This window comes from Nocardiopsis coralliicola (genome assembly GCF_054779695.1).
Genome location: NZ_BAAGXT010000002.1, coordinates 108,883 through 133,276, shown reverse-complemented (window position 1 = coordinate 133,276; position 24,394 = coordinate 108,883). Strand labels below are relative to the sequence as shown.

Genomic DNA, 24,394 nt, shown 5'->3' with positions numbered 1-24,394 from the left:
AGGAGCCCTCCATGCACGCCTTCTCACGCCCCGACCACCGCGACGTCGTGCGCCCCGGCACGACCGTCCAGGCCCTGCACCTGCTCGTCGCGCGCCTGACCCCCCGTGACCGCCGCATCATGCGCCTGGTCCACCGCCACAAGACCCTGACCACCGCCCAGCTGGCGCAGCTGGAGTTCGCCTCCTACTCCGTGGCCAAGCGGCGTCTGCTCACGCTGTATCGCTTGCGCGCACTGGAGCGCTTCCGCCCCTGGACGCCGGTGGGCAGCGCCCCCTGGCACTACATCCTCGATACCCCCGGCGCTGAACTCCTGGCCGCGGAGCACGGAAAGAATGCCCACGAGTGGGGGTTCCGTCGCACCAGGATGCTGTCGATGGCCTACCGCAGCACCCTCAATCACACCGTGGGCACCAATGACTTCTTCGTGGACTTGGCGGTTCACGCCAGCGCCCGCGACGACGCGGGGCTGACGTGGCGTACCGAGCGTGAATGCGCCGCCGAGTTCGGCGATATCGTCCGCCCCGATGCCGCGGGACGCTGGCGCTCCGGCACCCGGGAACTGGACTTTTTCCTGGAGTACGACACCGGCTCAGAATCGCTGGGGCGCCTGGCCGAGAAGCTGGACCGCTACAGCGAGCTGCGCCGCAGCACTGGCCGCACCGCCACCGTGCTGTTCTGGCTGCCCTCCCCCGCACGCCAGACCAATGTGCATCGCCTCCTCGGCCCCCGGGCGCGCGAAGTTCCGGCGGCCACGGGGCTGCACGGCGCCCACCCGGCCCAGCGGGTCTGGACCCCTCTGGGCACAGCCCGCCAGCACACCCTCGCCGACCTCGGCTCGAGCGGCGGCGCCGCCCAGCCCATGTTGCCGGGCTGGGATGCCGAGTTCGGGAACGCCCGCAGTGCCTAGCAGCGGCTGCCTGGCCGCCGGGGTGGTCGTCCCGCTTCTGCTCGGCGGCCTGGCCGTCTCCCTCATCACCGCTGTGCTCGCCGACACCGCACCTCAGCAGGCGGCGCCGGGCAGCGTCGAGGGCATCCCCGACACGCTGCTGGACGCCTATGTCCGCGCCCCTGAGGCCCTCGAGGAGGAGTTCCCGAGCTGTACCGGCATGCGGTGGCAGATCCTCGCCGGTATCGGGTCAGTGGAATCCGACCTGCTCGCCGGCCACGACATCTCCCCCGTCGGCGACGTGGACCCGCCGATGATCGGGCCGCGCCTCGACGGCTCCGGCGTCGGTGGCAACCTCACCCCCCACTACGACACCGACGGCGGAAAGTGGGACGGCGACACCACCTATGACCGCGCTGTCGGCCCCAACCAGCATCTGCCTTCCGGCTGGAGCGAATACGGTGCCGACGGCAACAACGACGGCACCGCCGACCCCCACAACGTCTACGACAGCGCCCTCGGCAGTGCGCGTCAGCTCTGCATCACCGGCGGCGCGACCGTGAACTTCACCGACCGCGCGCAGCTGTCAGACGCGTTGTTCCGCTACAACCCGGCCGACTGGTACGTCTCCCAGGTCCTGGAGGAGATCGACCGCTTCGACGCGCTGTCCCCGCTCGACACTGGCAAAGGTGCGGGCTTCGGCGCCGGCGCCGAAGCCGCCCAATGGGCGCTGGCCCAGCTCGGCAAGCCGTACGTGTTCGGCGCCAACGGGCCCGATGCTTTCGACTGCTCCAGCCTCACCCAGCAAGCCTGGGCTGCCGCCGGCGTCGGCATCCCCCGCGTCACCACCGACCAATACCAAGCCGGACAGCACATCCCTGCCGACCAACTCCAGCCGGGTGACCTGCTGTTCTACGACACTAGCGATCTCGGCGCCCCCGGCGCGCCGCCCACCCACGTCACCATGTACATCGGCGACGGACAAATGGTCAACGCACCGAGCTCGGGCCAGTCGGTGCGGACCGAACCAGTCGAGGGCGGAGACGTCTACCCTCCGCGCTTCATGGGGGCGGTCCGACCGATTAGATGAGAACCAGTCCCATTCCAATCCGCCCACCTGTCTAAACCAATCCAGCGATACATGAGAAGAGGAACCAGAGGCGTATTCATCTTCGTGCAGGGAGTCTCCGTTGGCCCCCTACTGGAAAATCTACGCCGCGCGAGGTTCAGCGACTACTACTCCGATTCACCCGAGATGGGGTCGCCCTCCGCGATCGCCTTACAGCCAGCCCGGGGGCCCACGGTTCGACACCAAACAGCGCGACCGAATCCGGCCACGGAGAAATGGCAGGCACAAACTCCGCCTGATGCAGAGTTACGATCTCGCAATGGACATTATTGGGGATCTCCGCCACTCGGTGATGGTGATCCATATGCTCTGGCAGCGGGAACACCCTGACGACTGGTTCGATGGCCTGCTACGCGCGGCGGCACAGTCGGTTGTGCGCGGGCGGGAGATCAGCATCGCGCTGCGCCACGCTGGCCTCGAGGAGCAGGACGTACTACCCGGGCTGGTGGAAAAGGCTCTGAAGCTGCAGCAGGAAGAGGTGCTCGACGGCGCCGACACCCTGGACGTACTTGGGACGTTGGAGCGTTTAGTCCAGGTGGCCGAGAGGACGGACTGGACAGATCCGGCCTTGCGGCGGGGCTCGACAGCGGCGCTCATCGGATTGGGCACAGTGCTACTTGCAGGGATGTTCTTCCCGCCGCTCCTGCTGTTCCTGGTGACGCTGGTACTGCCATCGGTGCTGTACGTGATCGGCACAGCGCGCATCCGTGGACCGCAGGGCTTGTCAGCGCAGTCCAAGGAGCGGGTTCACCGCCTGCTCAGCGAGAACGTGCGCCGCACCGTCAACGAGTCACTTCGTGAGCAGGGACGCGAGGACCCCTTCCATGTCATGCACGCCCCGGCGCTAGGCGAGTTCAGTGATCGGGCGGAACTCGTGGAGACAGCGTCAGCGGACCGCATCACCCGGCAGGCAGAAAGCAGAGCTTACGGCAGCCTGGGCATCGCCGGGCGCAGGGGCGTCGGCAAGAGCACGCTGCTCCATGCATTCTGCGACCAACGGTTCGGCCGGTCCGGAACCCCCGAACTGAGGGTTCTAGTCTCCGCGCCCGTAAAGTATGACGCCCTGGAATTCCTCACACACGTTTTCGCCCGCCTGTGCGAAGCGATCATCGCCGCGACGGCCCCCGACCCCCCGCCATCCCGCAGTGCCCTCGCTCTACGCATTGCAAGCGTCGCTGCGTTACTCGGAGGCACCGGGCTACTGACCGATCACGTGGTGGGGTCGCTCCCTCACGAGGTATTGGAGGCAGCGCTTCTGGTTTTCGCGATGTCCGCAGCACTGCTCGGAGCGGTGGTGGTACTGACCGCTATATGGTTCCGTCGCAATCCGCTGCAGACACCGGTGGATCCTCAGGACCACAGACGCCTCAGAATGCGGAGCAGTGCGCTGCTAGCCCTCGCGTTCGTGATGTTGATGGTAGGCACCATTGGAGCGGTCCTCATGATTCAAAGACCATTCCTGCCGCCCCCGATCGAACTGCCTCCGATCGGGACACCCTACGCCGCAGGATCCCTGCTCATTTCCGCCGCGCTGGTGATGTTTCTGCTCAATAGACGGCTGGAACTGTGGTCCGAGAACCGCCAACGCTCATCAACGCCCATCGCCGACATCGCGCGAGCATATCAGCGCCGCATCCGCTACTTGCAGACTCTCACCGCTGGGTTTACTGCTGACCTCACGGGCAGCGCGCCGGTACGCCTGGGGCGTAGCAGTTCCCGACAGTGGGCTGAATACCAACCTACTCTACCCCAGGTCATAGATGAATACCGCCGCTTCGCCACTCTGGCTGCCGATTGGTGGCGGCACAGCAACGGAGGCGAAGGGCGCATCGTCATTGGGATCGACGAGGTGGATAAAATCGGTGGAGACGAATCGGCGCAGCACTTCCTCAACGAGATCAAAGCAATCTTCGGCACACCGAATTGCATGTACCTGGTCACCGTGTCCGAGGATGCCCTGGCCCGGTTCGAGCAGCGTTCTACAGCGGTCCGAGACGCTTTCGACACCGCGTTTGACGACATTGTGCGTGTGGAACGCCTGACCTTCACAGAAACCCGTGAAATGCTTACCCGGAGGGTGGCCGGTCTGACCGACCCTCTCGCCGCGCTGTGCTACGTACTCTCCGGAGGGCTGCCCCGCGATTGCTTGCGTGTTGCCCGCTCCCTAGTGGAGATCTGCAGGGAACACAGTGAGCAGCCAATGGACACCGCCGCCTTCACCGAAATACTGGTCCGCCGCGAGATCTCCGAAATCAAGTCAGCCAAGCTGCGACGGCTTAGCCTGGACCACTCCGATAACAACCCATGCCCTGAACCGACCCCGGGACGCGCAGTGGAGCTGCTACTGGACCCGGAATGGCCGCCCCTCACTCCTGACGGCCTGGACCAGGTGCATGTCGATCCGTTCAATTCGGAACTCTTCACCGAGTTCCGTAAGCGCATTACCTTCCTGCGCGCTGTACTCCAGGTGTTCACCGCCCGTAGGGCGCGCTTGGTAGCACTGCTACGCGACGCTCCCGACGCAGCCGAACAGCTACTCTCGCGCCTAGCCACCGCACGCATCTCAGCACTATCGAACTTGCCCGTGGGGCCGGACTTCCTGGAGGACATCGACTGAGCTGGTTCGAGAATAAGTCACCATAATCGATTAGTGGAGCGCTGATAAAATTCGGCAGACAACCGAGTTCCAGCGCCCACGCCGGCGGCTCGATTCCACCCGGGCAAACCACCCAGGGGCAGGACTTCCCCAGCAGAGCGGATCCCTCGAAGCCTTACCTCGACCGGAAATGGACTGAGGGGCGCACCAACGCCTGGAACCTGTTCGGGGAGATCAAGCAGATGGGCTATCCCGGCGGCCACGGGATGATGCGCGACTATCTGCGCCCCCAATAGCCCGTCGCCCATCTGCCAGGGCCCATGCCGGCCCCGCACACGCGAGTTGGCGGTCTGGCTGCTCGCAATTGGAGGCCCTGACCGAGCATGTGCGCTCTTTCGCCCGCATGCTCGCTCGCGAGTAGAAAGCCACATCTCCGGCTGGCCGAAGGCGGTGCGCGGCGACGATCTCCCGGCACTGCACGTCTACGCACGCGGGACCGAGCGCGACTTTGACGCAGTCCTGGCCGGACTCACCCTTTCGCGGAGTTCAGGGGTAGACGAGGGGCACGTGAACCGGATCAAAGCTGCTCAAGCGGCAGATGGATGGTCGGCCGCGTTCACGCTGCGCCGCAAACGCATCCTCCTCACCAAAAGTCCATCACGCTGAGTGAGCACTCCACACAGTGGGCCAGAACCCGAACACATCGACAGTCGTCCCGGCCTCTCGCCCAAGAGCAGGTCGACAGCCAGCCCGTATCGGGCCGCCGCCTGCTCGGTGACCGGCTCTGGGATCGGTTCATGGCACGCCTCGTCCGCGCCGAGTAGCGCGGAACAGCCGCTAGACGGGCCCCGTGACTGGAGCGCCCAGCCTCCGCCCGGTCAGCAGCAGAACGCCCCGGGACGGCCCAAGGGATCAGAGGGAGCGCTGGTCGCGTCACAGGGGATGGTCCTCAGGGATCTGAACGAGCACGATCCGCACCCCATCGGGGTCGGCGATCCACGCCTCGACCCGCCCCCAGAACCCTCCTTCGGCTCCCGGAGCCCGGCACCGGCCGCTGTCACTTGTGCGTAGGCCGCCTCGACACCGTGCACTTGCAACCGCAATGACAGCAGTGGAACCCCGACGGTTCGGAGCGCTCCGTTACCTCCAGCAATCCCTTGCCCAGGAAGAAGACGGTGCCGGGCGCTTCGCAATCGCCCAATTCCCAGCGGACCGCGAACCCCAGCCCACAACTCTCAGCCGCGCTCGCTCCGCCGCAGAGGAGCACGCGAAGGTGGCGCTGGCGGAGGCCAGAGGGTGCATGTCCGTCCTCGGTGTGGTGCGCACTGATCGAATGCACGGGCCCCTCAATCCAGCTGCCCGGTATTTTGCGTGCCGGCCCGGACCGCCCGAGGCCGCCGCGCGGGCTGCAGGTGAGCAACGGGGGCGCGGCCGCTGTCGCCGCCGATGGCCCGGCCGGGGCGGCGCTATGGCCGCTACGCCCATTAGCACCCAAAACCGCAGTTCACGTGCCGTAGAGGGGGTAGCGGCGCTCTGCCCGACAGATGCGGAGCATCCCTGCAGACTCTGAATTGATGACCGGTCGGCGGCGCTGAGGCCGGGATGTTATTACCGGGCCTCGGACCATCACCCCTTGTCTCCACGAGCCAAGGGTCCCCACTGAGCCCCTCGCACCTGCGATGATTCTTGGCATCTGTCGGCAGGCATCGCCCCTGATCGGGCATTTGATGCACGCGCCGGTGATGGCGAGCGATAATGACGCCCCGCCGAAGCGCGGCGCGGGGCGAGGCGCCAACGGGTTATCGACGCTGCGCGATCAGGGCGCTGATTGCTGGATCCATCTGGGCATCGAGGTCGGCCATCGCGGCGCTGTAGTCAGCGTAGGCGGCGAGGGCCGCCTCGGTGTCGGTCTGGGCGAGGTGGCGGATCAGCGCGTGGTGGGCCTCCTCATCATCGGGGGCGATGCGCACGGCGTGCTCGAGCAGGACGCGGGCGCGGTGCGGATCGGCCTCGGCGCCGGCGGCGATGAGCGCCCTGACGAATCGGTCCCGCACGCGGCGTCGACGGGGTTCGGCCCACGGGTAGTCGGCCTCCGCGGCGAAGTCGGTGTAAGTCTGGGCGGCGCCAACGAGGGCCGTCGGGGCCGGGGCGCTGTCGAGGAGCGCTTCGAGGTCCCAGAGGTCGACGTCGACGGCCGCGGGGTTGAGGCGGTAGTAGTCGCCCTCGCGCAGTACCACGTCGGACCCTGCGGTGCGGGTCGCGGCCCGCAGGGCGCTGATGGCGTCGTGGGCGCGCCGGGTCGCGCGCACCACTTGTTCGGCGGGCCACATGTCCTCGATGGCGGCGTCCAGGCGGACGCCGTCGGGGTGCTGGGACAGGTAGGTGGCGATTTCGAGGGCGGTGCGGCGGCGCGGCGCGGCAGGTGCGCCGTGGACGGTAATGCGGATACGGCCCAAGACCTGCAGACGCACCGGACGCGCCGACCGAGCTGGCTGGGCGGGAGCTTCGCCGCTGGCTTTGGCGGGAAAAGTGGAAGCGCCGACGGGTTCGGCAGCGGGGTCGGCGTCGTGCTGGGTCTCCCCCGGGCTCTGCGGCGCGTGTGCCGGTGCCGGGAGTGGTGCCGAGGCGTGCAGGGCGGTGTGGGTGGCGGCGCGGCCGGTCAGGGGCCAGTGGGCGCCGTGCAGGGCGGTGGTGTCGCCGTCGCCGCCGGTGACGGTGCCCAGGTGGTCGATAGTCAGGGCACGCTGGGGCCAGCGACTGAGCAGGAGCGCGGCAACGGGGGCGCCGTCGGCGGCGAGGAGTTCTTCGGTGCGCTGGGTGGTGGCGCGATCAGCGGTGGCGATGAGCAGCACCGGCGGCGATGCGTCCGGCTCGTCAGCGTACGAGGACGCAGGCTGCGCGTCGTCGTCGGCGTCGGCATCTAGGCGGGTGAGCAGTTCGGCGTGCAGGTGGTGCAGGGCCTCATCGGTGTCCTCGGCGACGAAGACCCTAGATGCTGCCGACACGGGTGTGTCGGTGCCGAGGAGGCGGTCGAGGTCGGCGGCGGTGGCGATAATGCGAACGCCGGTGCGACCAGCGATGGCTGCGAGGGCGGTGCGGGCGGCTCCCGGCGCTCCGGTGCCGGTCAGCCCGAGCACGCCGCGCAGCCGGGCCGGATCCACCTCCAGTCGCTCTGACGCGCCGCCGCCCGCATCGAGCGGGGGCGTGGTGGTGTCGGCGTCGAGCAGTGGCCTGGCCTGGGCGGAAGCCTCGGGTTCGATCGGAGCAGCCCTGGAGAGGGCTTCTGCTTCTTCGTCGTCTTCTGCGGGGGCGGTGTCGGTGGGGGTGCGCCAGCCGGCGTCGGCGGCCAGGGGGAAAGCGGGTGCGTCGCGGCGGCGCATCGGCGGCGGCCACGCCTCTTCCTCGGCTTCGCCCTCGGACGCCTCCGCCTCGTGGAGAGCCTCGTCGTCAGCCGGCGCTCTGCCCTCGGGCCGGCGGCGTCCGAGGGCGAAGCCGCCGGCGGCTGCTGCAGCCGCTGCAGCGCCTGTGGCGGCGGCAGAAGGGATCTCGACGGCGATCACCGGCCGCGCCTCGCTACCCTGCGCCGACTCCGGTGTTGGCTCCTCGGTGGAGCCCCCTGAAGGGGCCTCGGCTTCGTCTGGTTCGGGTGGCGGGGGCGGGGTGGCGACGGTGTAGGTGATCTCGACGCGGCGCTGGGCGGCGTCGTCGGCCTCGTGGTCGTCGAGGAGCGCTGCGGCGCCGGCGCCGCGCACCTCCATCTCGGGTGCGGTGGCGCCGGCCTGGTCGCGCAGGTACTCGGCCACCGCCTCGGCGCGGCGTTGGGCGAGGTCGCGGTTGTAGTCGGGATCGCCGGCGGCGTCGGTGTGGCCGGTGATCACGACCGGAACGCCGGCGGCGCCATGATCGGCGATCATGCCGACGACCGGCGCGAGGTCAGCCTCCATGTCCTCGGTGACTTCAGTGGAGTCGTAGCCGAACCCGTCGAGGGTCCGGCTGCGCTCGGTCAGCCCGGTGGCGCTCTCGGCCGCCTCGGGCGGTCCGTCGTCTTCCGCTGCAGGAGGGGTGGGAGTGTCAGCGTCGGCGGTGTCGGGGTCGGCGGTACTGGTCTGCGAGGCGGGGGCGGTGGTGGCCTGGGCAGCGGGGGCGCTGAGCAGGGCACCTAGGGCGGTGGCGGCCACGACCTGCAGCGGCCCCAGCGGCCGGCGCGCCCGCGCACCGCGAGCCGAGGCGCGCTGGAGAACCTCGGCGGCCACCGCCAGAACATAGAGGCCCCACACGGCCCACAGCACCGCAAGGGACACGGCGGTAACGAGGCCGGGTGGCGGGGTGGCTGAGCGCAGGTAGGCCCACGCAGTCGCTGCTTCGGGCAGGTCGGGCCATTCCAACTGCAGGGCTAGGGCGGGCAGCCCTGCGAGGAGTGCAGCGCTGACCGCGAGGGCACCGAGCTGGGCAACCGTTGGGCGCATGGGGGCCTCCTTTAGGGGGTGTGCGGGGCGGCTGCGGCCGTGGCGGCGACCGTGCGCGGGCCCAGCGGCAGCAGCACGAACGCCACCTCCAGGCGGGCGGTGACCGCGACCTGGCCGCCCTCGACGCGAGCCTGGCCCTCGGCGCCGGCGTCGGCGAGGAAGCGCTGAGCGGCCTGTTCTGCCGCGTGTTCGTCGAGGACGATGTCCTCGCCGGTGCGGTAGGCGGCCAGATCGATGTGCTGGGCACCAGCACGGGCGGCCTCTTGGGCCAGGCGCAGTGCGCGGGCCCGCTCCGACAGCGCCGTTCCGCCTTCGAGTACGAGCGCGAACATGGCGATCAGCGCGAGGGTGATGACCAGGACGAACGCACTCACCTGACCTTCGTCACCACGGCGCGGGGACTTCATGGCCTGCTCCGGTAGACGTCCACCACGGCGTTGGCTTGACCGGCGACGTCGCAGTGGCCGGGCAGCGACAGCCCCGCCAAAGCGGTGAGGTCGGCGCGGCAGGTCAGGGCCACGCTCACGGTGGTACCGGGCTCCAATCCACCCATCTCGAGCCGCAGGTCGTGGGTGGTGCAGCTCAGGCCGTGCGTAAGCAATGCGTTCGCCGCAGCGTCTTCGGCGGCCGCCTGGGCTGCGGCGGGGGTGCGTTCCAGAGTCGCGGCGCGTGCGGCGGCGTGGGCGGCCGCATCCGCGCCCTGGCCGGCGCTGATGAGGCGGTGGGCGAGCACGATGAGCAGAGCCAGGCTGATGAGCAGCGGGGTGAGCAGGGCGAGCTCGACCGCGGCACTCCCCCGCTCCCGCGCCCGCCCGTGCGGGCTCGGTGTCCTCATGGTGGGTCGGTGAGGCGTTCGACCGGCGCGCTCACCTCGCGGCTGATGGGCCATCCCGTTCCGGGCAGCACCGCCGGGGCGCGCGCGGAGACCGCCACCCGGGCAGAGGTCGCGCTACGGTCCACCTCGACTTCCACCTCGCTGACCATCTGCCCGGCCAGTTGGGCGCGGGCCTGCTCGGCGGCAGCGTGTCCGTCGGTTTCGGTCCCCTCCAGGGTGCGGGTGGCGGCCAGGGCGCTGTCGGCGATGGTGTGGGCGACCTGGGAAGCGTGGGCGGACAGCGCGGTCTGCACCACCGCCAGAAGCAGCACCAGCAGCAGGGGCGTGGCCACGACCAGCTCCGCACTCCCCCGGTCGCCACGGGCCGCTGCGGCACGGGGGCGCATCATGAGCTGAGCATGTCGGCGATTTCGCCCGCCTTGTCGGTCACGGCGGGGGTGAGCACGGCCATCACCGCGATCGCCAGCCCCACCAGCAGGGCGATGACGACGATGGTCTCGGTGGTGTAGCCGGCGTCGCCGCGCCGGCGGCTCCGGACCGTTCGCGTGGGGGGCACAGCGGTCTCCTTCCTAGGACTAAAGGCTGGTCAGGACGAGCGACAGTGCCGGGTAGCCAATGAGCAGCAGGAAGCCGGCGAACAACAGCACGACTGGCAAGGACATGCGTTCGGTGGCGGCCAGCGCATCGGCCTCCAGTGCTGCGAGGTGGCGGGTGCGCAGGCTGTCGGCTTTGGCGGCTAGGGAGGTGCGTACGCGGGCGCCGTCGGTGCCGGCCAGCTGCAGGCTGGCGGCGAGCTCGTCGAATTCCTCCAGCCCGTAGCGCTCGCCGAGGGCGCGCAGTGCGGTCCAGGGGTCCTCGCGACGCACGGCGGCCGCGCGCAGCGCGGAGCGGATGCGGCCCATCGCCTCGCCGCCGGTGCGGGCCGCGCTCTCCAGGGCGCCGGTGACGCCGGCCCCGCCCGCGAGGGCGATGACGACGAGGTCGCTGAAGGCGGAGATGGTGTGGCGCATCTCGGTGCGGCGTTTGGCGGCGTCATCGGCTAGGGCGAGGTCGGGGGCCAGCCACAGCACCCCGGCGAACAGCAGCCAGATCAGGGCGCCGTAGAGCGGTGCGATCGCAACGCCGGCGGCCGACAACGCCAGGCCGAACAGCAGCGGCCCACCGAGCCCGAGCGCGCCAGAGGCGGCTTTCTCGGCGAGGTAGGCGCCCGGGTCGCGCCCGCACAGCGCCAGGTGAGCCCGGGTGCGGGCGGTGGGCAGCCCGAGTGCGGCCAGCAGCGGGATACCGCGGGCACCCCACCGCGCCAGCCTGCTTTCCGACTCCTTAGAGATGGGCTGGGGCGGGGGCGGGGTGGGTTCGGAGAGACGTTCGGCCAGTGACGGACGGGCGAAGCGCAGCGCGAGCAGTGCCCAGAGCCCGGCGGCGGCGAGGGCGCCGCCGAGGCCGGCCAGCATCACCGGGCTCATGCCGCACCGCCTTCGTGAGTACGCCCCAACCCTTCGCGACGACGGAGTGGTGCGGGTTGGTCAGGTAGAGCTCTCCTTCTCGCCGCACCCGATCGCTCAGGCGACACAGCCGCCCGGCCCGCGCCTTCTCCTGGACTACTGATGGTGAGGCTCGGCCGTGCCTCAGTGAAAACGGCGAGGACCAGCAGCAGGAGCCTCGCTGCGCCCCTACCGACGCAAAGAACGGCATCAGCGGCAATTCCGGATTCACTGCGCGACTTCAGCTTCAGCATTAGGCTGCCACCTCCTGGCGTTGGGGGCGCAGGACGCGCGGGCCCAGGTCGGTGCGGGCCAGCCGCGCCATCCACACCAGCGCCAGCGCCCACAGTCCGCCGATTACCGCCAGCACCACCTGCCCGGCCAGGGAATTGAGGGGCTCCAGGTAGCCGGGGTTGAACAGCATCAGGCCGGCGGCGAGGGCGAGGGTGGTGGCGGTGATGATGCGCATCGAGGTGCGCACCCGCGCCCGCCCCGCGGCGACGCGGACCAGCATGGCCGACTGGGCGCGCGCCGCCTGAGCCAGGCGCGACAGCAAGGCAGCGAGGTCGGCGGCGTGGCGGTCGAGCGCGTTGTCGAGCGCGGCCGCGACCTGATCGGCTGTGGGCACATCCACGGCTTCGGCCCAGCGCTGCAGCGCGGCACGGGGCTCGGTGCGCATGCCGGCCGCCAGTTCCTTGGCTTCGGTGCGGATCGCTTCAGGGGCGATGGGGGCGGAGGCGGCGATGGCGCCCTGCAGTCCCGATGAGGCGGCGATGAGGTCACGGACCTGTTCGGTCCAGGCAGCGACCGCCTCTATCCGGGCCAGGCGGGCTTGGTGGTCGCGGTCGGGGCCGAGCAGACCCGGCAGCCACCACGCGCCGGCCGCAGCCAAGGCGGCGCCCACCGGCCAGCCGGTCACCGCGAACACGCCCGTCGCTGCGCCCGCAGCCCCGGCGAGCCGCAGGAGGTGGGAGCGGTCGGCAGCCACCCGGTCCCGCAGTCGCAGCACGATTCCGCCCGGCGGGGCCGGTGCGGCGCGCAGCGCGGTGGCCAGCACCCATGCCCCGCCGGCAAGCAGCGCACCGCCGAGCGCGGCCAGGAACAGGTTCATCGCACCCACTCCCCCACCCCCTCAGGTTCAGGGGCGAGGAGGCGCTCCAGGCGCAAGCCGTGAGCGGTGAGCAGTTCGCTGGTGTCCGGGCTCGGGGGTGCCGCGGCCAGGACGCGGCCGGTGCGGGCGCGGCGGTAGATCTCGGTGGAGACCACCTGCGGGCCCTCGGCACCGACCACTTCGCGCACACTGGTGACGACCCGCTCGCCCTCGGGGGTGGCGTCGATGTGGACCACCAGATGCACCGCCGCCGCCACCAGAAGGCACGTCGCCTCCAGCGGCAGCCGCTCGGACGACTGGGCGGCATAAGCGCCGAGCTTGGCGAACGCACCCTGGGACGAGGCGGCGTGCAGGGTGGTCAGCGAGCCGTCGTTGCCCTGGCTCATTGCGTTCAGCAGCGGCACGGTCTCGGAGCCGCGGGTTTCGCCGACGATGACCCGGTCCGGGCTCATCCGCAGCGCCGCCCGCACGAGCTCGGCCACCCCGATCTCGCCGGCCCCTTCGACGTTGGGTGGGCGGGCGTGGAGGGCGACCGCGTCCGGATGGGCGTCCGTGTCGCGTTCCAGGGCGAGTTCGGGGACGTCTTCGACGGTGACGATGCGCTCGGTCTCGGGGATCTGGGAGGCCAGGGCGCGCAGCAGGGTGGTTTTGCCGGCGCCGGTGCCGCCGGTGATGACGATGTTGCGCCGCGCCCGCACCGCCGCCCCCAGCAGGTTCTCCACTACCGGTTCGAGCGTGTCCAGCCGGCGCAGTTCGCGCAGGGTGGTGGTGCGGTAGCGGTGGCGCCGGATCGAGACCGCCGGGGCGCTGCTGACCTCCATCACCGCGTGCAGCCGGGAGCCGTCCGGCAGGGGCATGTCTAGGATCGGCGCCGCGGGGTCGAAGCGGCGTTCCCCGGCTGGGGAGTCGGCGGCGATGCGCCGCACCAGCGCCACCAGCTCCTCGCTCGTGGCCACGACCGGCGGGCGCTGTTCGCGGCGCCCGTCGGCATAGCGCACCCACACGTTCACGCCGGTGAGGTTGATGTTTTCGATCTCAGGATCATCGAGCAGGTCCTGCAGCGGGCCCAGGCCGCTCACTAGCGCCAGGGCTCGGCGCCGTACCTCGGTCTCGGTGGCGCCGTCCAGGACGGAGCGGCCCTGCGCCAACGCGTTGCGGGCGGCTTCGTCGAGCGCCTGTTTGATTGCGGTATCCGCGCGGCGGCGAAACGCCGCTGCGTCTTCGCCCTCGGCGGGGGCGGCGGCGAGGTGCTCGGTTGCGGTGCGCGCCGCGTACCGGGTCCAGGACGCCACCAGCTCCTCGCTCATGGCCGCACCGCCTCGCCCTCCAGGTCCGATTCCTCGGGGGCCGGGGCGAGGGCACGCGCCAGGGCGCGGGCGGCGGTGAACAGCGACCGGCGCCGCCGGCGGGACGGCGCGCTCTCGCCGCGCACCACCCCTGCACCGCGCCCATCGTGCGGGATGCGCGCCCACACCGGCGTGTCCAGGGCCTCCACGATCTCGCCGCTCGACTCTCTTCCTCCGACGACCGCGAGGCCGAGGCGGGCGATGCCGGCATGCAGGCCGGGCAACGCGTCGCGGGCGCGCCGCAACTGCCCGAGATCGTCGCTGACCACCAGAACGGCCGCATCGGCGGCCGCTGCCAGGCGCGCGGCCGCCGAGCGCGGCGCCAGCCGGCCCGCATCCACCACGACGATCGGATCAGCGGCGGCCCGCAGCACCTCTGGGCGCCCCGCCAGCAGATCGACGGCCGCGCCCGCCTGGGCGCCGCTGGACGGCGCCGGGCAGACCCGCTGCCCGCCGGGAAGAAGCTGGGTGCAGCCGGCCATCACATCACTGCCGGCGGGGATGTCGGTGCTGCGGCTGGCCGCAGCCAGCTCCACCAGACCGGGTGAGGCGGCCATGCGGTGCCAGGCCGCCACATCCCCGCCCGAAGCATCAGCCTCCACCAGCAGAGTCGGCACCTCCTCGGGCCAGGCGGCCGCCAGGGCGGTGGACAGCGTGGTGGTGCCGGGGGCGCCGGCGAGGCTGAACAGCACGATCACGCGTGTCATGGGGTTGCTCCCGACACCGCCACTAGCGACACGCTGCCCGCGGCGGCAGCCGCCGCGACATCGGCGGCATCGGCGGAATCCACCACCAGCTCGACCCGCGCGCTCTCGCCCGCTCCTTCACCGGGCGGGGTGAGGCGCTGCACCCGGGCCGGCACCGCCGACCCCGCTCCCGACGGCGTCCCGGACTTCGGTGGTTCGGACTCGCCGTCGCCGCCGCTGCTGCTGGCGGGGGCGTCGGTGACGACCACCGAAACCGCCGCGCCCTCGGCCAGGGAGGCCGGGTACTGTTCGGGGGCCAGACTCGCCCCCACGACTGCTTCGCCGTCGGCCGGGTGCTCTTCCGCGGCGCCGAGGTGGTCGCCAGTAAGCAGAGCGCGCTCAGCCACTGGGCTCAGGACCGTCTGACCCACTGCTGCGGACAGGCCGTCGGCGGGCACAGCGGACAGCTGGTCTGCCCCGGCCAGCTCCACGATCATCAGATCTTCAGCCGCCACCACGTGGCCGGCAGGTAGGTCGCGGGTGGCGGCGACGTAGCCGCTGCGCGCACCCATCTGGGCAACCGCGAGCGAGACCAGCAGGGCGCCGATCGCCATTGCGGCGACGCTGCCGGCCACCCACCGCACCCTGCGCGCACTGCCACTCAACCGCAGTCGCGTCGTCTGCGCGCCGTCGCTGCCTGCCATCGCTGCTCCTAGGTCGAGTGCTCCACCAGTCCGTGCGATTCCACGACCGCCAGCTCCGCGCCCGCCGCCGTAACGAGAGGGTCGAGTTCCCCGCCGCTGCCGTCGCTGGCCTCCCAGGTCACCGTCCACGTCACCCCGACCTCCACAGGGAAGCCGCCACGATCGGCGGTGGTGGTGTAGGTGTGGCCGCACACTGGAGACGCCGCGGCAGGGTCATCGCGCGCCGGGTCATAGGCCCGACCAGGCCCCTCGCACTCGACCACCGCGCCATCGCCCATCTCCCATGAGGCGGTCTCGGGCGTGGCCGTCACCGACACCGAACCGCCCGGCACCTCAGCTTCGGCCGTCTCCGGCTGCCAGGTGTCCTCATCGATCCACAGCCACACCGGCACCCGCACCAACACCGGGCTTCCGATACCGGGAGAGGTTTCGATCCCGGGATCAGGCAGCGCCAGCGCGTCCCGCGCCTCGTCCGCAACCGCAGCCGGGTCGAACGCAGGCTCGCCATCGCCGCCCTCCGGGTCCGCGGCTTCAGCTACCGAAGTCGCGCACTCCTGCCCATTGCCCTCGCCCGAACAGACCGTGCCAGCCAACGCCCCACCCGAGGCCGAAGCCGAACCAGAGGCACTGCCGCCGCCCGCGCGGGGCGACTCCCCGGCCCGTCCCCCGCCCCCTGGCGATCCCTCGCCTGACTCAGCGCCAACATCACAGCCGGGCCCGGTGCCATCCGAACCGCACTGCGCCTGGCCCGAAAAGTAGTTGGGGTCCGCGAAAACCACGGCTCCCGAAATGCCGACAGCCACCGCAGCCGTCGCAAGAATGAACGCCGGTTTCCGCGATCTATAGTTCAGCATGAGCCCGACTCATAGATGCGCATCTCAGAGACCCGCCACTGAAGCCCATCGTGAACAGCAGTTGCTTCCACCCGGATTCGAATAGGCTCCTCCGGTTCGTCTTCCACGAGCTCCCCGGTTTCTGCGTCCTCACGCAGCCACTCTGTGGAATCCATGCAGTCTTCAATCTGGGCCGAGTCGTCGCTCATGGACGTGACCTCCGGGTCATGGGTCGGCTCCCCCCGGGCGATCACATCCTCATCGGCCTCCGCGCCCAAACCGAACTCGGCAAGCTCAGCAGCCTGTCCCTCGGCGTATTCGTCGAGCTCTGCATAGTCATGATCCGTGGTGCGCGACGCATCGACGATGACACCCCACAGCCCCATGTAGGCGTCGAGCGCCTTTTCCTCCGGCGACAGGGACGGCGAAGGCGACGCGGAACTGGGTCCTGGTTCAGGCGATGTGGGCCCGGACGGATTCGACACCTCACCCGTGCAGCCTGCCGCCACCGCGGCCAGAACCACGGCCGCCACACCGGCACGCACCCACATTGCGCCCTCCACCACCCTCTGAGTGAACGAGTGACTCCTGAAAGTAATTGAAACGCGCGGGACATTAAAGAGTCCAAGGCCCCCGTTGAAGCCTAGTGTCACCTCAAGGTAAGACAGTCATGAAGCATGCAGGAGAGAATTCACATTCCTGGAATCAAGTTCCCATTCCCGCCCCAAATGCATACTGGACACAACGGGATGTTTTCTCGCTACCACTCGCACGGCTGCGGAGGAACGAAGTCACCTACCTGGAGGGAATGAGTACCGACTACTCCCCCGTATCGAAGGCACGAGCCAGAGACTGTGCGGGGCCCGAACGAGAGCCGCTTTGCCCCCGCATGCGTGCACCTCCATCCGTGCGGAGGGTTTTCGGCTGGCGGTGGGGCGCCGGGTTGACAGGTGGTGCGTGGCGGCAGCCGTTGGCAATGCGAGACGCCTCTGCCGACCCTTTACGCCGCGTAGTCCAGGAAATCCTGTACCGCTGGGTTCTCCCTGTGGTCATTCAGGATGCCGCGCAATTTGACCAAGGTGCCAGCAGAGCGTTCCGACTCCACTCCGCCCATCGCCTGGATGACCTGGTGCCCAAGGTCTACTGCCGCATCGACGTCTCCCAGCGCAAGGTGCGCTTCGGCCTGACGGGCCTGGTAAATGACTGCGCCGCGCACCTCCCGCTGCTCATCGTAAGGATCCTCGTGGGAAACTGCAGCTTGGAAGTGCTGCAGCGCTCGGGACGGTTCACTGAGAGCCAAGGCGGAGCTGGCCGCAACTTGGTGGAGCTCACCATGGTTGACCCAATACAGCTGCGCGAGGTCTTCTCGTGGGGGAGGCGATGCGCCATAGGAACTGAATGCAGCATCGATGGACCGCCAGGCCGCCGTCGCTTCGCCAGCCTTTGAGTGGGCGCGCGCAGCACGCGCATGCAGCATCGCACGTACTCGGGGTGAGGAGATGGCGTGGCGTTCGGCGAGTGCTGCGTCGACCAGGTCGAGCGCGCCGCGCGGATCCCCTGCGTTGTAGCGCAGGTTCGCCCAAAACCCCAAGGTGAGTGCACCGATGGTGGGATCGTCGGCCGATGCGCTGGCCCGCATTGATGTCACGAAGTGGCGTTCCGCCTGAGCGTGCCGGTCAGCATCGTAGGCGCACCAGCCGGCGAGCCGGGCGGCCTCGGCGGCGCATCCAAACAGCTTTCGGCCCACAGGGGTGGTGTAGGAGGCGTTGCTGAGCAGATCGCTCACAAGCCTCAGTTCGAGGAGCGCCGCGTCATAGACCCGCCCTGCGCCAACCGTGTCGTCGAGGTGACGGAGGGCCGACAGCCGGGATTCGAAAAGGTCAACGGCATCGGCGCCGACCCGTCGTCGGCGGTCGTCGACCGCAATCGCGGGAGCGGCGGTGGACCAGTGAGCCAGGGTGGTAGCCAGAGCTCCGGCGGTGGTGACAAGGAAGCCACGGCGGTCGAGTTCCATGTGCTCTCCCGAGCCCGAGCTTGCGCTGATGAGGGCGGTGACCGTGCCCTGCGGCGTCCACGGGACCTCCAAGGCGTCCTGGTCATCCGGGAACGCCCGCAGGAGGAACGCTGGCCAGCCGAGCCGGTCGACCTCGGCCGGAGCTATGCCGTGCAGGTGGGCGATGGCCAGCTGGGCGCTGCGTTCCGGGGTAGTTCCGGAGGTCCACCGGGTGAGTTTCTCTCTGCGGTAGGCCATTGACCCATAGCCGAGCAAGCGGTGTCGGTCGGCCACTTTCTTGAGGTAGGCGGCGGCGGAGAGGTTGCTGCGCGCCACCAGGACGCTGAGGGGGTGGGTCTGGAGTGTGGTCGTCATCGTCGGCAGCCTCCGCGCATTCCAGACCTCCATGCTTACCCACCGTGGCCCAGAGCGGCAACAGCCCGGCGATGGTGAGCAACGTGAGGCAACACCCAGGCAACTCTCGGCAACAGGTCAAGGGCTTCCGGGGGCCGCGTGAGAGGCCGAAGGTGTGAATGCTTGCTCCCTTACCGGCCCCAGGAGACTACGTGTGCATCCGTCGCAGACGCCTCATGCCAGGCCCTCCTGAGCTCATGGGGCAGGGCCGATCCGAGTCGGTCACCTGCCCCCGCTCCGTTGTACGCGCGGCCTCGCGATCGGCTCTGCCATTCAGCGACGTGACAACCAGCAATCCCCCACGCGCCCTACCTGCCTAAAGGCGCGCATTCCAACAACCCTCAGGTCACAGGAGTCTGCTCATGCTGTCCCTGAATGATCTCTCTGGCGCCCGAGTGCTAGTCACCGGAGCCGGAGGGCTAATCGGTAGCCGCCTCACCGCTCAGCTGCGCCGGATCGGCGCGCACCCGGTGTCGGTGTGCAGAATCGATGCCTACCCGCGTCGCGTTTACCACGACCGCTTCGGGATCTCGCTGGACGATGAGGACTTCCACGTTGGCGACATCGCCGAACCCGGAGTCGCGGCCCGTCTCATGGACGGCTGCGACTACGCCATCCACGCCGCGGCCCTGGCCGACGTAGCTGCCTGTACCCGCCGCCCTCAAGAAGCCATCCACACCAACATCGTCGGCACCCAACACGTCCTGGAGGCCGCCGCAGCCGCTCCGTCGCTGCGCCGTCTGGTGTTCGTGTCCTCCGCCAGTGTCTACGGTAACCAGGCCAACCCCACCGGCGCCTATCGCGAAGACACGCCGGTGCGCCCCCTATCGGTCTATGCCGTCAGCAAGGCGTGGGGGGAGAACCAGACAGCGGTAGTGCTCGGTGAAGCGGGGACCTCCTACGCCGCATTGCGCTACTTCTCGGTCTACGGCGAGCCGCAGACAGTAAAGGAGAACTCCCACTCCTGGGTGGTGGCGTGGTTTTGCATGCGCGCTGCCCTGGGGATGGAACTGCACCTACACGGAGGCGGGCACCAGATTCGCGATCTCGTCCACGTCGACGACATCGCCACTGGGACCCTCATCGCCCTGCTGGCGCCCGGCGCCCACAACCAGACTCTCAACCTCGGCAGTGGGGTAGGCACCAGCATCCGCCAGGTCGCGGACCTGGTCGGCACTCACTTCCGTGACCTTGTCGTGCGCGAGACTCCGCTGCCGTCCGGCGATCCCCAAGGCGGGCGCGCCTGCACTCGCCGGATGGAAGACGTCTTGGGCTGGCGACCCGATATCACCGTCGCCGACGGCATTGCCCGCTACTCGGAGTGGTTGAGGGACACCCCCGACGCCATCCCTGCCTGGCTGTACCCGCCTGCCACTGCCGGAACCTGAAGAAGGTCCGGAGAAGGAGCCCGCTGTGCAGTCACCCCTACCTCCCGCAGGGCTGCCGTTGAAAGACCTGGCCGCCATTGGGGCACTACCCCTGCACCAGACCATGGACCATCCCACCCTGGAATGGATCTCCGAGCACCTGCCGGCCCACACTGCTACCGCGCCGCAGATGCCCGCGCCGCTATTGCCCGCTCCCGGATGGTTCACGAGCCCGGCATCGGCCGTCGGCATCCATGGAATCGGCCACAACGCCCGCGTGTCAGCCCTAGCTGGACTGATGGCCCGCCTCCGCGGCCTGGACAAGGCCGCCACCGATGTACTGCGCCTGGCCGGCGCCGTTCACGACTGCCGACGCCTTAATGACCGCAGCGATCCCCACCACGGGAATCGGGCGGCGCTCTGGCTGAAGGGCCACCACCGTCAGGTGACCTCGGCGTTGGGACTGCGCCTGGAGCCCGACGCAGTGGCACTCGCCTGCACTGGTGTGGGCCTGCACAACGTGGCCTACGAGGAGTTCACCCCACCCCTGCACCGTGCCCGCCACCAGGCTGCCCTGACGGTGGACCTACTCAAGGCCGCGGACTGCCTGGACCGCTACCGGCTCCCCGCACGGCGCTGGTGGCCTGACACCTCCCATCTGCGCGTTGAAGTTCCGGAATGGCTCCACCACGCCGCCGCCGCGCTGATGCTGCACAGCGAACGCGACCGCCTCCGCGGCGCGGAGTTCCACGACGCCCTGTTCAACGCCCACAACGCCATCGCCCGCAGCACACAAGGAGGCAGCCCGTGACCACCCATGGCCCCGAGGCCCTGCCCGCTCCCGCTCAACTGTGGAACGACGCCCACACGGGATATGGACCCAACCGCCAACCGCGCCGCGCTCCCCGCGGCCTGGCCGCCAATGAAATGCAGTGGCGAGACTTTCTGACCGCGCAGACGCCCAACGGGTGGCTCCTGCACTCCAATGCCCTGCTGGAGATGCTCACCAGCAGTCGTCCGATCCACCTGATGCACACCACCACCTACCTGGAGCAGATCCGCGCCAGCCGCCAGCTCTACCAAGCTGCCGGATGCCTCGTCGGGGCTCTGTACTGCGCGCCGCTCACACTCGACGCCAACGGCCTGCGCCCCCACAACCTCGGCGCCTGGCTGCTGGAGTCCAAGCCCCACACCGACACCCTCATCTTCGAAACCACCAGCAGCCGCCCTACCCCCACTGAGGGGATCGACTACCTGCGGCTGGGATCCCTGCATCTGCACGCCTATCTCCAGCACCGATCCTTCCTCACCGAGGAGGAAGACGCCCGACTGCGCGGTACTGCTGTGGCGCAGGTCGCCCGGACCGCAACGTTCCTGGACCAGATGCTTGCGGGCGCCTGCGGAGCGGCACTGTCGGCGCGGCAGTTCCTGGACCAGCTCACTGCCGCCATCGGCGACGTACCGTTCCTGGGCTATCTGTACTTCGAAGTGGTCGCCGAATACCTGATGCTGCACTCCACCTCCGACCGCACCGCGGCATGTGCAGAGGTGGGCGAGCTAAACAACCGGCTCTACAAGGACCTAGCGTTCAACGCCGTGGACACCATGGGGCACCTGTTCGACCTGGCGCTGTTCCGCCCCAGCCACGACCGGCTGTGCGAATTAGTCGGCTACATCGAGCCCGGCCTGGTCGCAGGAGTAGCCGACTACACCGCGCGCCGCCTGCCCCACCTGTTCGCCTGCACCACCCTGGGCCCGGACATAGACACCCACGCCGCTACCTTCCACCAGGACGACTTTGAAGCCCTCTCGGCTACCGCGCCTGGGCTGATGGGGCAGATGGTGTTCCGGCTGCTGCGCACCAGCCCGCGCTACCCGCAGCTGTTTCCCATCATCGAGCAGGCCAAGGCCACCGCCGTCTCGGCCTACTGGAATGCCCGGCAGATGCCAGCCCCGTTCAACGGAGTGATCCCCAAGGGCGAGATCGGCCTCAATATCGCCTGGCCTACCGGCGTGCGCGCCTGGGTCGCCCGCACTGATGACCACGGCCTGCTCCACCCCTCCGAAGAGCTGGACCTCACGCTGGTTCCGCGGCTGGCGGACCTGCGCGAAACCGCCCTGGGAAGGGCACAGTTCGCGTTGCCCACCTCCGGCCACGGCGCACGGTCCCACACTGCCGTCCCTGCCTCGACGAAGCGGAGTCTGCAATGAGAATCGCTCTCCTCGGCGGCGCCGGATACCTCGGCACCGTCGCCACCCGCCTCCTGTCCGCGCTAGGGCACCGCGTGACGGTGGTCGACGATCTGATCTATGCCCGCAACGACCATCCCCGGCGGCTGCTGCCCACCGCTGACACCTTCCTGCGCGGCGACCTGCGCGACCCGTCAGACCTGCGCAAGGCACTCGTCGGTGCCGATGCCGCCGTACACATGGGCGGGGTGGTCGGCGAACCTGCCTGCGCCCTCGATGAGCGCCTGGCCATCGAATTGAACTTCGCCTCCCCGGTCCTGGCCGCCGAGGCCGCCCGCGAGCTCGGCGTAGGCCACTTTGTGCTGTTCTCCTCCTGCAGCGTCTACGGCCAGCGCGAAGGCACCGTCGCTGAAGACACCCCGGCCCGCCCACTGGGAATCTACGCCCACACCAAGATTCAGGCCGAACAGCACACTGCCGCTCTCCTCGACCAGCACGCGCACCTGAGCGTGCTGCGGCTGGCCACCGTGCATGGGCGCTCCCCGCGCCAGCGTCTGGACTCCGTTGCCAACCGCATGGCGGCCCAGGCCGTCGCTAGCGGCCGCATCCCTCTCAGCGGAGGCGGTCAGCGCCGCCCGCTGGTCCACGTGCGCGACGTCGCTGAAGTCCTCGCCGCTGTCCTCGCCCACCCTGACGGCCAGCAAATGCTCAACGTCGGCGCGGATGAAGAGAACCACACCATCGCCCAGATCGCCGACACCGTCGCCCAAGCCGTTCCGGGCGCGCAGATTGATCGCGGCCCCGAGCGAGACGAGGCCGATGCCCGCGACTACCGCACCAGCTTTTCGCGCCTGGCCCGCATGTTTCCCGGCACCTGCCGTACCCCACTCATCGACGGCGTCCGCGAGATCGTCCACGACCTGAACGATCGCCGCCTCGGCAACGTGGACCTTCCCGAATACGACAACCTCTGCGGCCTGCGCGCCGCCCACGCCGCCGGCCGTATCCAGGCCGTGCGCACGCCCGAATGCGAACAGCTGCACGCCACCTACTGCCGAAGGGGGCGATCGTGAGCACACCCCCCTCTCTCAAACCGGTGCCGTGGAACCGTCCCTCCATCGGGGAAGAGGAAATCGCCGAAGTCGTCGACACCCTCACCTCCGGGTGGCTCACCCACGGCCCCAAGGCCACCGCATTGGAACATGCGGTCCGAGACAGCCTGGGGACCCAGGACGCCTTCGCCGTCACCTCCGGAACCGCCGCCCTGCACCTCGCCCTACTCGCCGGCGGGATCGGCCCCGGAGACGAGGTGATCACTCCTAGCCTCACTTTTTGCGCCGCCCCTAACGCGGTGCAGCAGGTCGGTGCCCGGCCCGTCTTCGTCGATGTCGAAGCGTCCACCTACAACCTGTGCCCCCAACTGACCCAGACTGCGATCACCCCCGCGACCAAAGCCATCATCGCCATGCACTACGGCGGACACCCCTGTGACCTGGCTGCGCTCCGAACACTCGCGGACCGCCACCACCTGCTACTGATCGAGGATGCCGCCCACGCTCTGCTCGCTCGCCGCGATGGACTGCGCGCCGGCACTGTTGGAGACCTGAGCGCCTTCAGCTTCTACGCCAACAAGGTCATCACCACCGGCGAGGGTGGCATGCTCACCGGCCGCTCCGACCTCGTCCACCGGGCCCGCTTGCTCGGACGACACGGCATCGACACCGCAGTGTGGCAGCGCCACCAGGGCTGCAGGACTGCCGACTACGAGGTCACCGTGCCCGGCCTGAAGTACGTCATGTCCGACCTGGCCGCCTCGGTCGGCATCGCACAGTGGCGCAAGCTGAAAGCGTTCACCGAGCGCCGTGCTCAGATCGCCGCTGCCTACACCGAGGCGCTGTCCGGACTCATCGGCCTGGCTCCGCCCACCGTGCTCCCCGGCGTCGAGCCGGGGTGGTTCCTCTACTCAGTCTTCGTTGACCCCCATCGGGCTCCGCTCACTCGCGACGCCCTTGCTGCGGCGCTGGCTGAGCGCGATATCGCGACCAGCCGGCACTTCCGACCGGTCCATAGTCTGCGCGTCTACTCCGGTGCCGACGGATTGTTGCCCGTGACCGAAGCCGCCGCTGCCCGGCAGCTTTCGCTGCCCTGCTATCCGGCCATGACCCACGATCAGCTTGTCCGGGTGATCGACGCTGTGCACGCCGTCTGGAGGATCTGACGACACACCGCCACCCGCAGCAGCCCGCCACCTGCCGAATCCCTGTCTGCCAGGCGGCGGGCTGCGGTAGCCTCGCGGTGCCCCACAACCGTAGCTCAGGGGCCACCGCGCCCTGCAGCAAAGACCGCGAACCGA

Annotated in this window: 21 protein-coding genes; 8 read left to right on the top strand and 13 right to left on the bottom strand. The window is 69.4% G+C overall.

Annotated features, from left to right (window positions below; all coding sequences use genetic code 11):
- The first annotated feature begins 11 nt into the window (after positions 1–11).
- From ACYVGT_RS02705 to ACYVGT_RS02695, 3 genes are all read left to right on the top strand, one after another.
- The gene (locus ACYVGT_RS02705) at positions 12–908 is read left to right on the top strand and encodes a replication-relaxation family protein (protein ID WP_460854747.1); all 897 of its coding nucleotides are present in this window, start codon (positions 12–14) and stop codon (positions 906–908) included.
- A complete protein-coding gene (locus ACYVGT_RS02700; protein ID WP_460854746.1) occupies positions 901–1,977 on the top strand; it encodes a C40 family peptidase in 1,077 nt (358 codons plus the stop codon). Before ACYVGT_RS02705 ends, ACYVGT_RS02700 begins: the two co-directional genes overlap by 8 nt.
- A 277-nt stretch (positions 1,978–2,254) precedes the next feature.
- Positions 2,255–4,633, top strand: a complete 2,379-nt coding sequence (locus ACYVGT_RS02695; RefSeq protein ID WP_460854745.1) for an inorganic phosphate transporter — start codon at positions 2,255–2,257, stop codon at positions 4,631–4,633.
- 1,778 nt (positions 4,634–6,411) lie between these two features.
- Here ACYVGT_RS02695 and ACYVGT_RS02690 read toward each other — a convergent pair.
- The 13 genes from ACYVGT_RS02690 to ACYVGT_RS02630 all read right to left on the bottom strand — a co-directional run bounded on the left by ACYVGT_RS02690 (position 6,412) and on the right by ACYVGT_RS02630 (position 18,445).
- Complete coding sequence (locus ACYVGT_RS02690; RefSeq protein ID WP_460854744.1) at positions 6,412–9,078, bottom strand: OmpA family protein; 2,667 nt, start codon at positions 9,076–9,078, stop codon at positions 6,412–6,414.
- 11 nt (positions 9,079–9,089) lie between these two features.
- Complete coding sequence (locus ACYVGT_RS02685) at positions 9,090–9,452, bottom strand: pilus assembly protein TadG-related protein (RefSeq protein WP_460854743.1); 363 nt, start codon at positions 9,450–9,452, stop codon at positions 9,090–9,092.
- Between the two features lie 29 nt (positions 9,453–9,481).
- Positions 9,482–9,913 carry a TadE/TadG family type IV pilus assembly protein gene (locus ACYVGT_RS02680; protein ID WP_460854742.1) on the bottom strand — a complete coding sequence of 144 codons (432 nt, stop codon included), beginning with the start codon at positions 9,911–9,913 and terminating at the stop codon, positions 9,482–9,484.
- On the bottom strand, positions 9,910–10,245 hold the full coding sequence (locus ACYVGT_RS02675) for a pilus assembly protein (protein WP_460854741.1): 336 nt from the start codon (positions 10,243–10,245) through the stop codon (positions 9,910–9,912). The genes ACYVGT_RS02680 and ACYVGT_RS02675 overlap by 4 nt, the downstream gene beginning before the upstream one ends.
- Before the next feature lie 53 nt (positions 10,246–10,298).
- Complete coding sequence (locus ACYVGT_RS02670) at positions 10,299–10,469, bottom strand: hypothetical protein (protein ID WP_460854740.1); 171 nt, start codon at positions 10,467–10,469, stop codon at positions 10,299–10,301.
- Between the two features lie 19 nt (positions 10,470–10,488).
- Positions 10,489–11,379 (bottom strand): type II secretion system F family protein, encoded by an 891-nt coding sequence (locus tag ACYVGT_RS02665; RefSeq protein WP_460854739.1) that lies wholly within the window; start codon positions 11,377–11,379, stop codon positions 10,489–10,491.
- 271 nt (positions 11,380–11,650) lie between these two features.
- Positions 11,651–12,508, bottom strand: coding sequence for a type II secretion system F family protein (locus ACYVGT_RS02660; RefSeq protein WP_460854738.1), 858 nt, complete (start codon positions 12,506–12,508; stop codon positions 11,651–11,653).
- Positions 12,505–13,815: a CpaF family protein gene (locus ACYVGT_RS02655; protein ID WP_460854737.1), complete on the bottom strand. Its 1,311-nt coding sequence runs from the start codon at positions 13,813–13,815 to the stop codon at positions 12,505–12,507. Before ACYVGT_RS02655 ends, ACYVGT_RS02660 begins: the two co-directional genes overlap by 4 nt.
- Positions 13,812–14,561, bottom strand: coding sequence for a hypothetical protein (locus ACYVGT_RS02650; protein WP_460854736.1), 750 nt, complete (start codon positions 14,559–14,561; stop codon positions 13,812–13,814). The genes ACYVGT_RS02655 and ACYVGT_RS02650 overlap by 4 nt, the downstream gene beginning before the upstream one ends.
- Positions 14,558–15,244 carry an SAF domain-containing protein gene (locus ACYVGT_RS02645; RefSeq protein ID WP_460854735.1) on the bottom strand — a complete coding sequence of 229 codons (687 nt, stop codon included), beginning with the start codon at positions 15,242–15,244 and terminating at the stop codon, positions 14,558–14,560. The genes ACYVGT_RS02650 and ACYVGT_RS02645 overlap by 4 nt, the downstream gene beginning before the upstream one ends.
- Positions 15,245–15,252: 8 nt before the next feature.
- Complete coding sequence (locus ACYVGT_RS02640; RefSeq protein ID WP_460854734.1) at positions 15,253–15,648, bottom strand: hypothetical protein; 396 nt, start codon at positions 15,646–15,648, stop codon at positions 15,253–15,255.
- A 443-nt stretch (positions 15,649–16,091) separates the two neighbouring features.
- Complete coding sequence (locus tag ACYVGT_RS02635; protein ID WP_460854733.1) at positions 16,092–16,643, bottom strand: hypothetical protein; 552 nt, start codon at positions 16,641–16,643, stop codon at positions 16,092–16,094.
- Between the two features lie 434 nt (positions 16,644–17,077).
- Positions 17,078–18,445 (bottom strand): hypothetical protein, encoded by a 1,368-nt coding sequence (locus ACYVGT_RS02630; RefSeq protein ID WP_460854732.1) that lies wholly within the window; start codon positions 18,443–18,445, stop codon positions 17,078–17,080.
- 401 nt (positions 18,446–18,846) lie between these two features.
- On the opposite strand from ACYVGT_RS02630, the gene ACYVGT_RS02625 reads away from it, so the two are divergent.
- The 5 genes from ACYVGT_RS02625 to ACYVGT_RS02605 all read left to right on the top strand — a co-directional run bounded on the left by ACYVGT_RS02625 (position 18,847) and on the right by ACYVGT_RS02605 (position 24,259).
- Positions 18,847–19,872, top strand: coding sequence for an NAD-dependent epimerase/dehydratase family protein (locus ACYVGT_RS02625; RefSeq protein WP_460854731.1), 1,026 nt, complete (start codon positions 18,847–18,849; stop codon positions 19,870–19,872).
- Between the two features lie 103 nt (positions 19,873–19,975).
- Positions 19,976–20,662, top strand: coding sequence for a hypothetical protein (locus tag ACYVGT_RS02620; protein ID WP_460854730.1), 687 nt, complete (start codon positions 19,976–19,978; stop codon positions 20,660–20,662).
- The gene (locus ACYVGT_RS02615; protein ID WP_460854729.1) at positions 20,659–22,062 is read left to right on the top strand and encodes a hypothetical protein; all 1,404 of its coding nucleotides are present in this window, start codon (positions 20,659–20,661) and stop codon (positions 22,060–22,062) included. The genes ACYVGT_RS02620 and ACYVGT_RS02615 overlap by 4 nt, the downstream gene beginning before the upstream one ends.
- Positions 22,059–23,114, top strand: a complete 1,056-nt coding sequence (locus ACYVGT_RS02610; protein WP_460854728.1) for an NAD-dependent epimerase/dehydratase family protein — start codon at positions 22,059–22,061, stop codon at positions 23,112–23,114. Before ACYVGT_RS02615 ends, ACYVGT_RS02610 begins: the two co-directional genes overlap by 4 nt.
- A complete protein-coding gene (locus tag ACYVGT_RS02605) occupies positions 23,111–24,259 on the top strand; it encodes a DegT/DnrJ/EryC1/StrS family aminotransferase (protein WP_460854727.1) in 1,149 nt (382 codons plus the stop codon). The genes ACYVGT_RS02610 and ACYVGT_RS02605 overlap by 4 nt, the downstream gene beginning before the upstream one ends.
- The last annotated feature ends 135 nt before the right edge of the window (positions 24,260–24,394 follow it).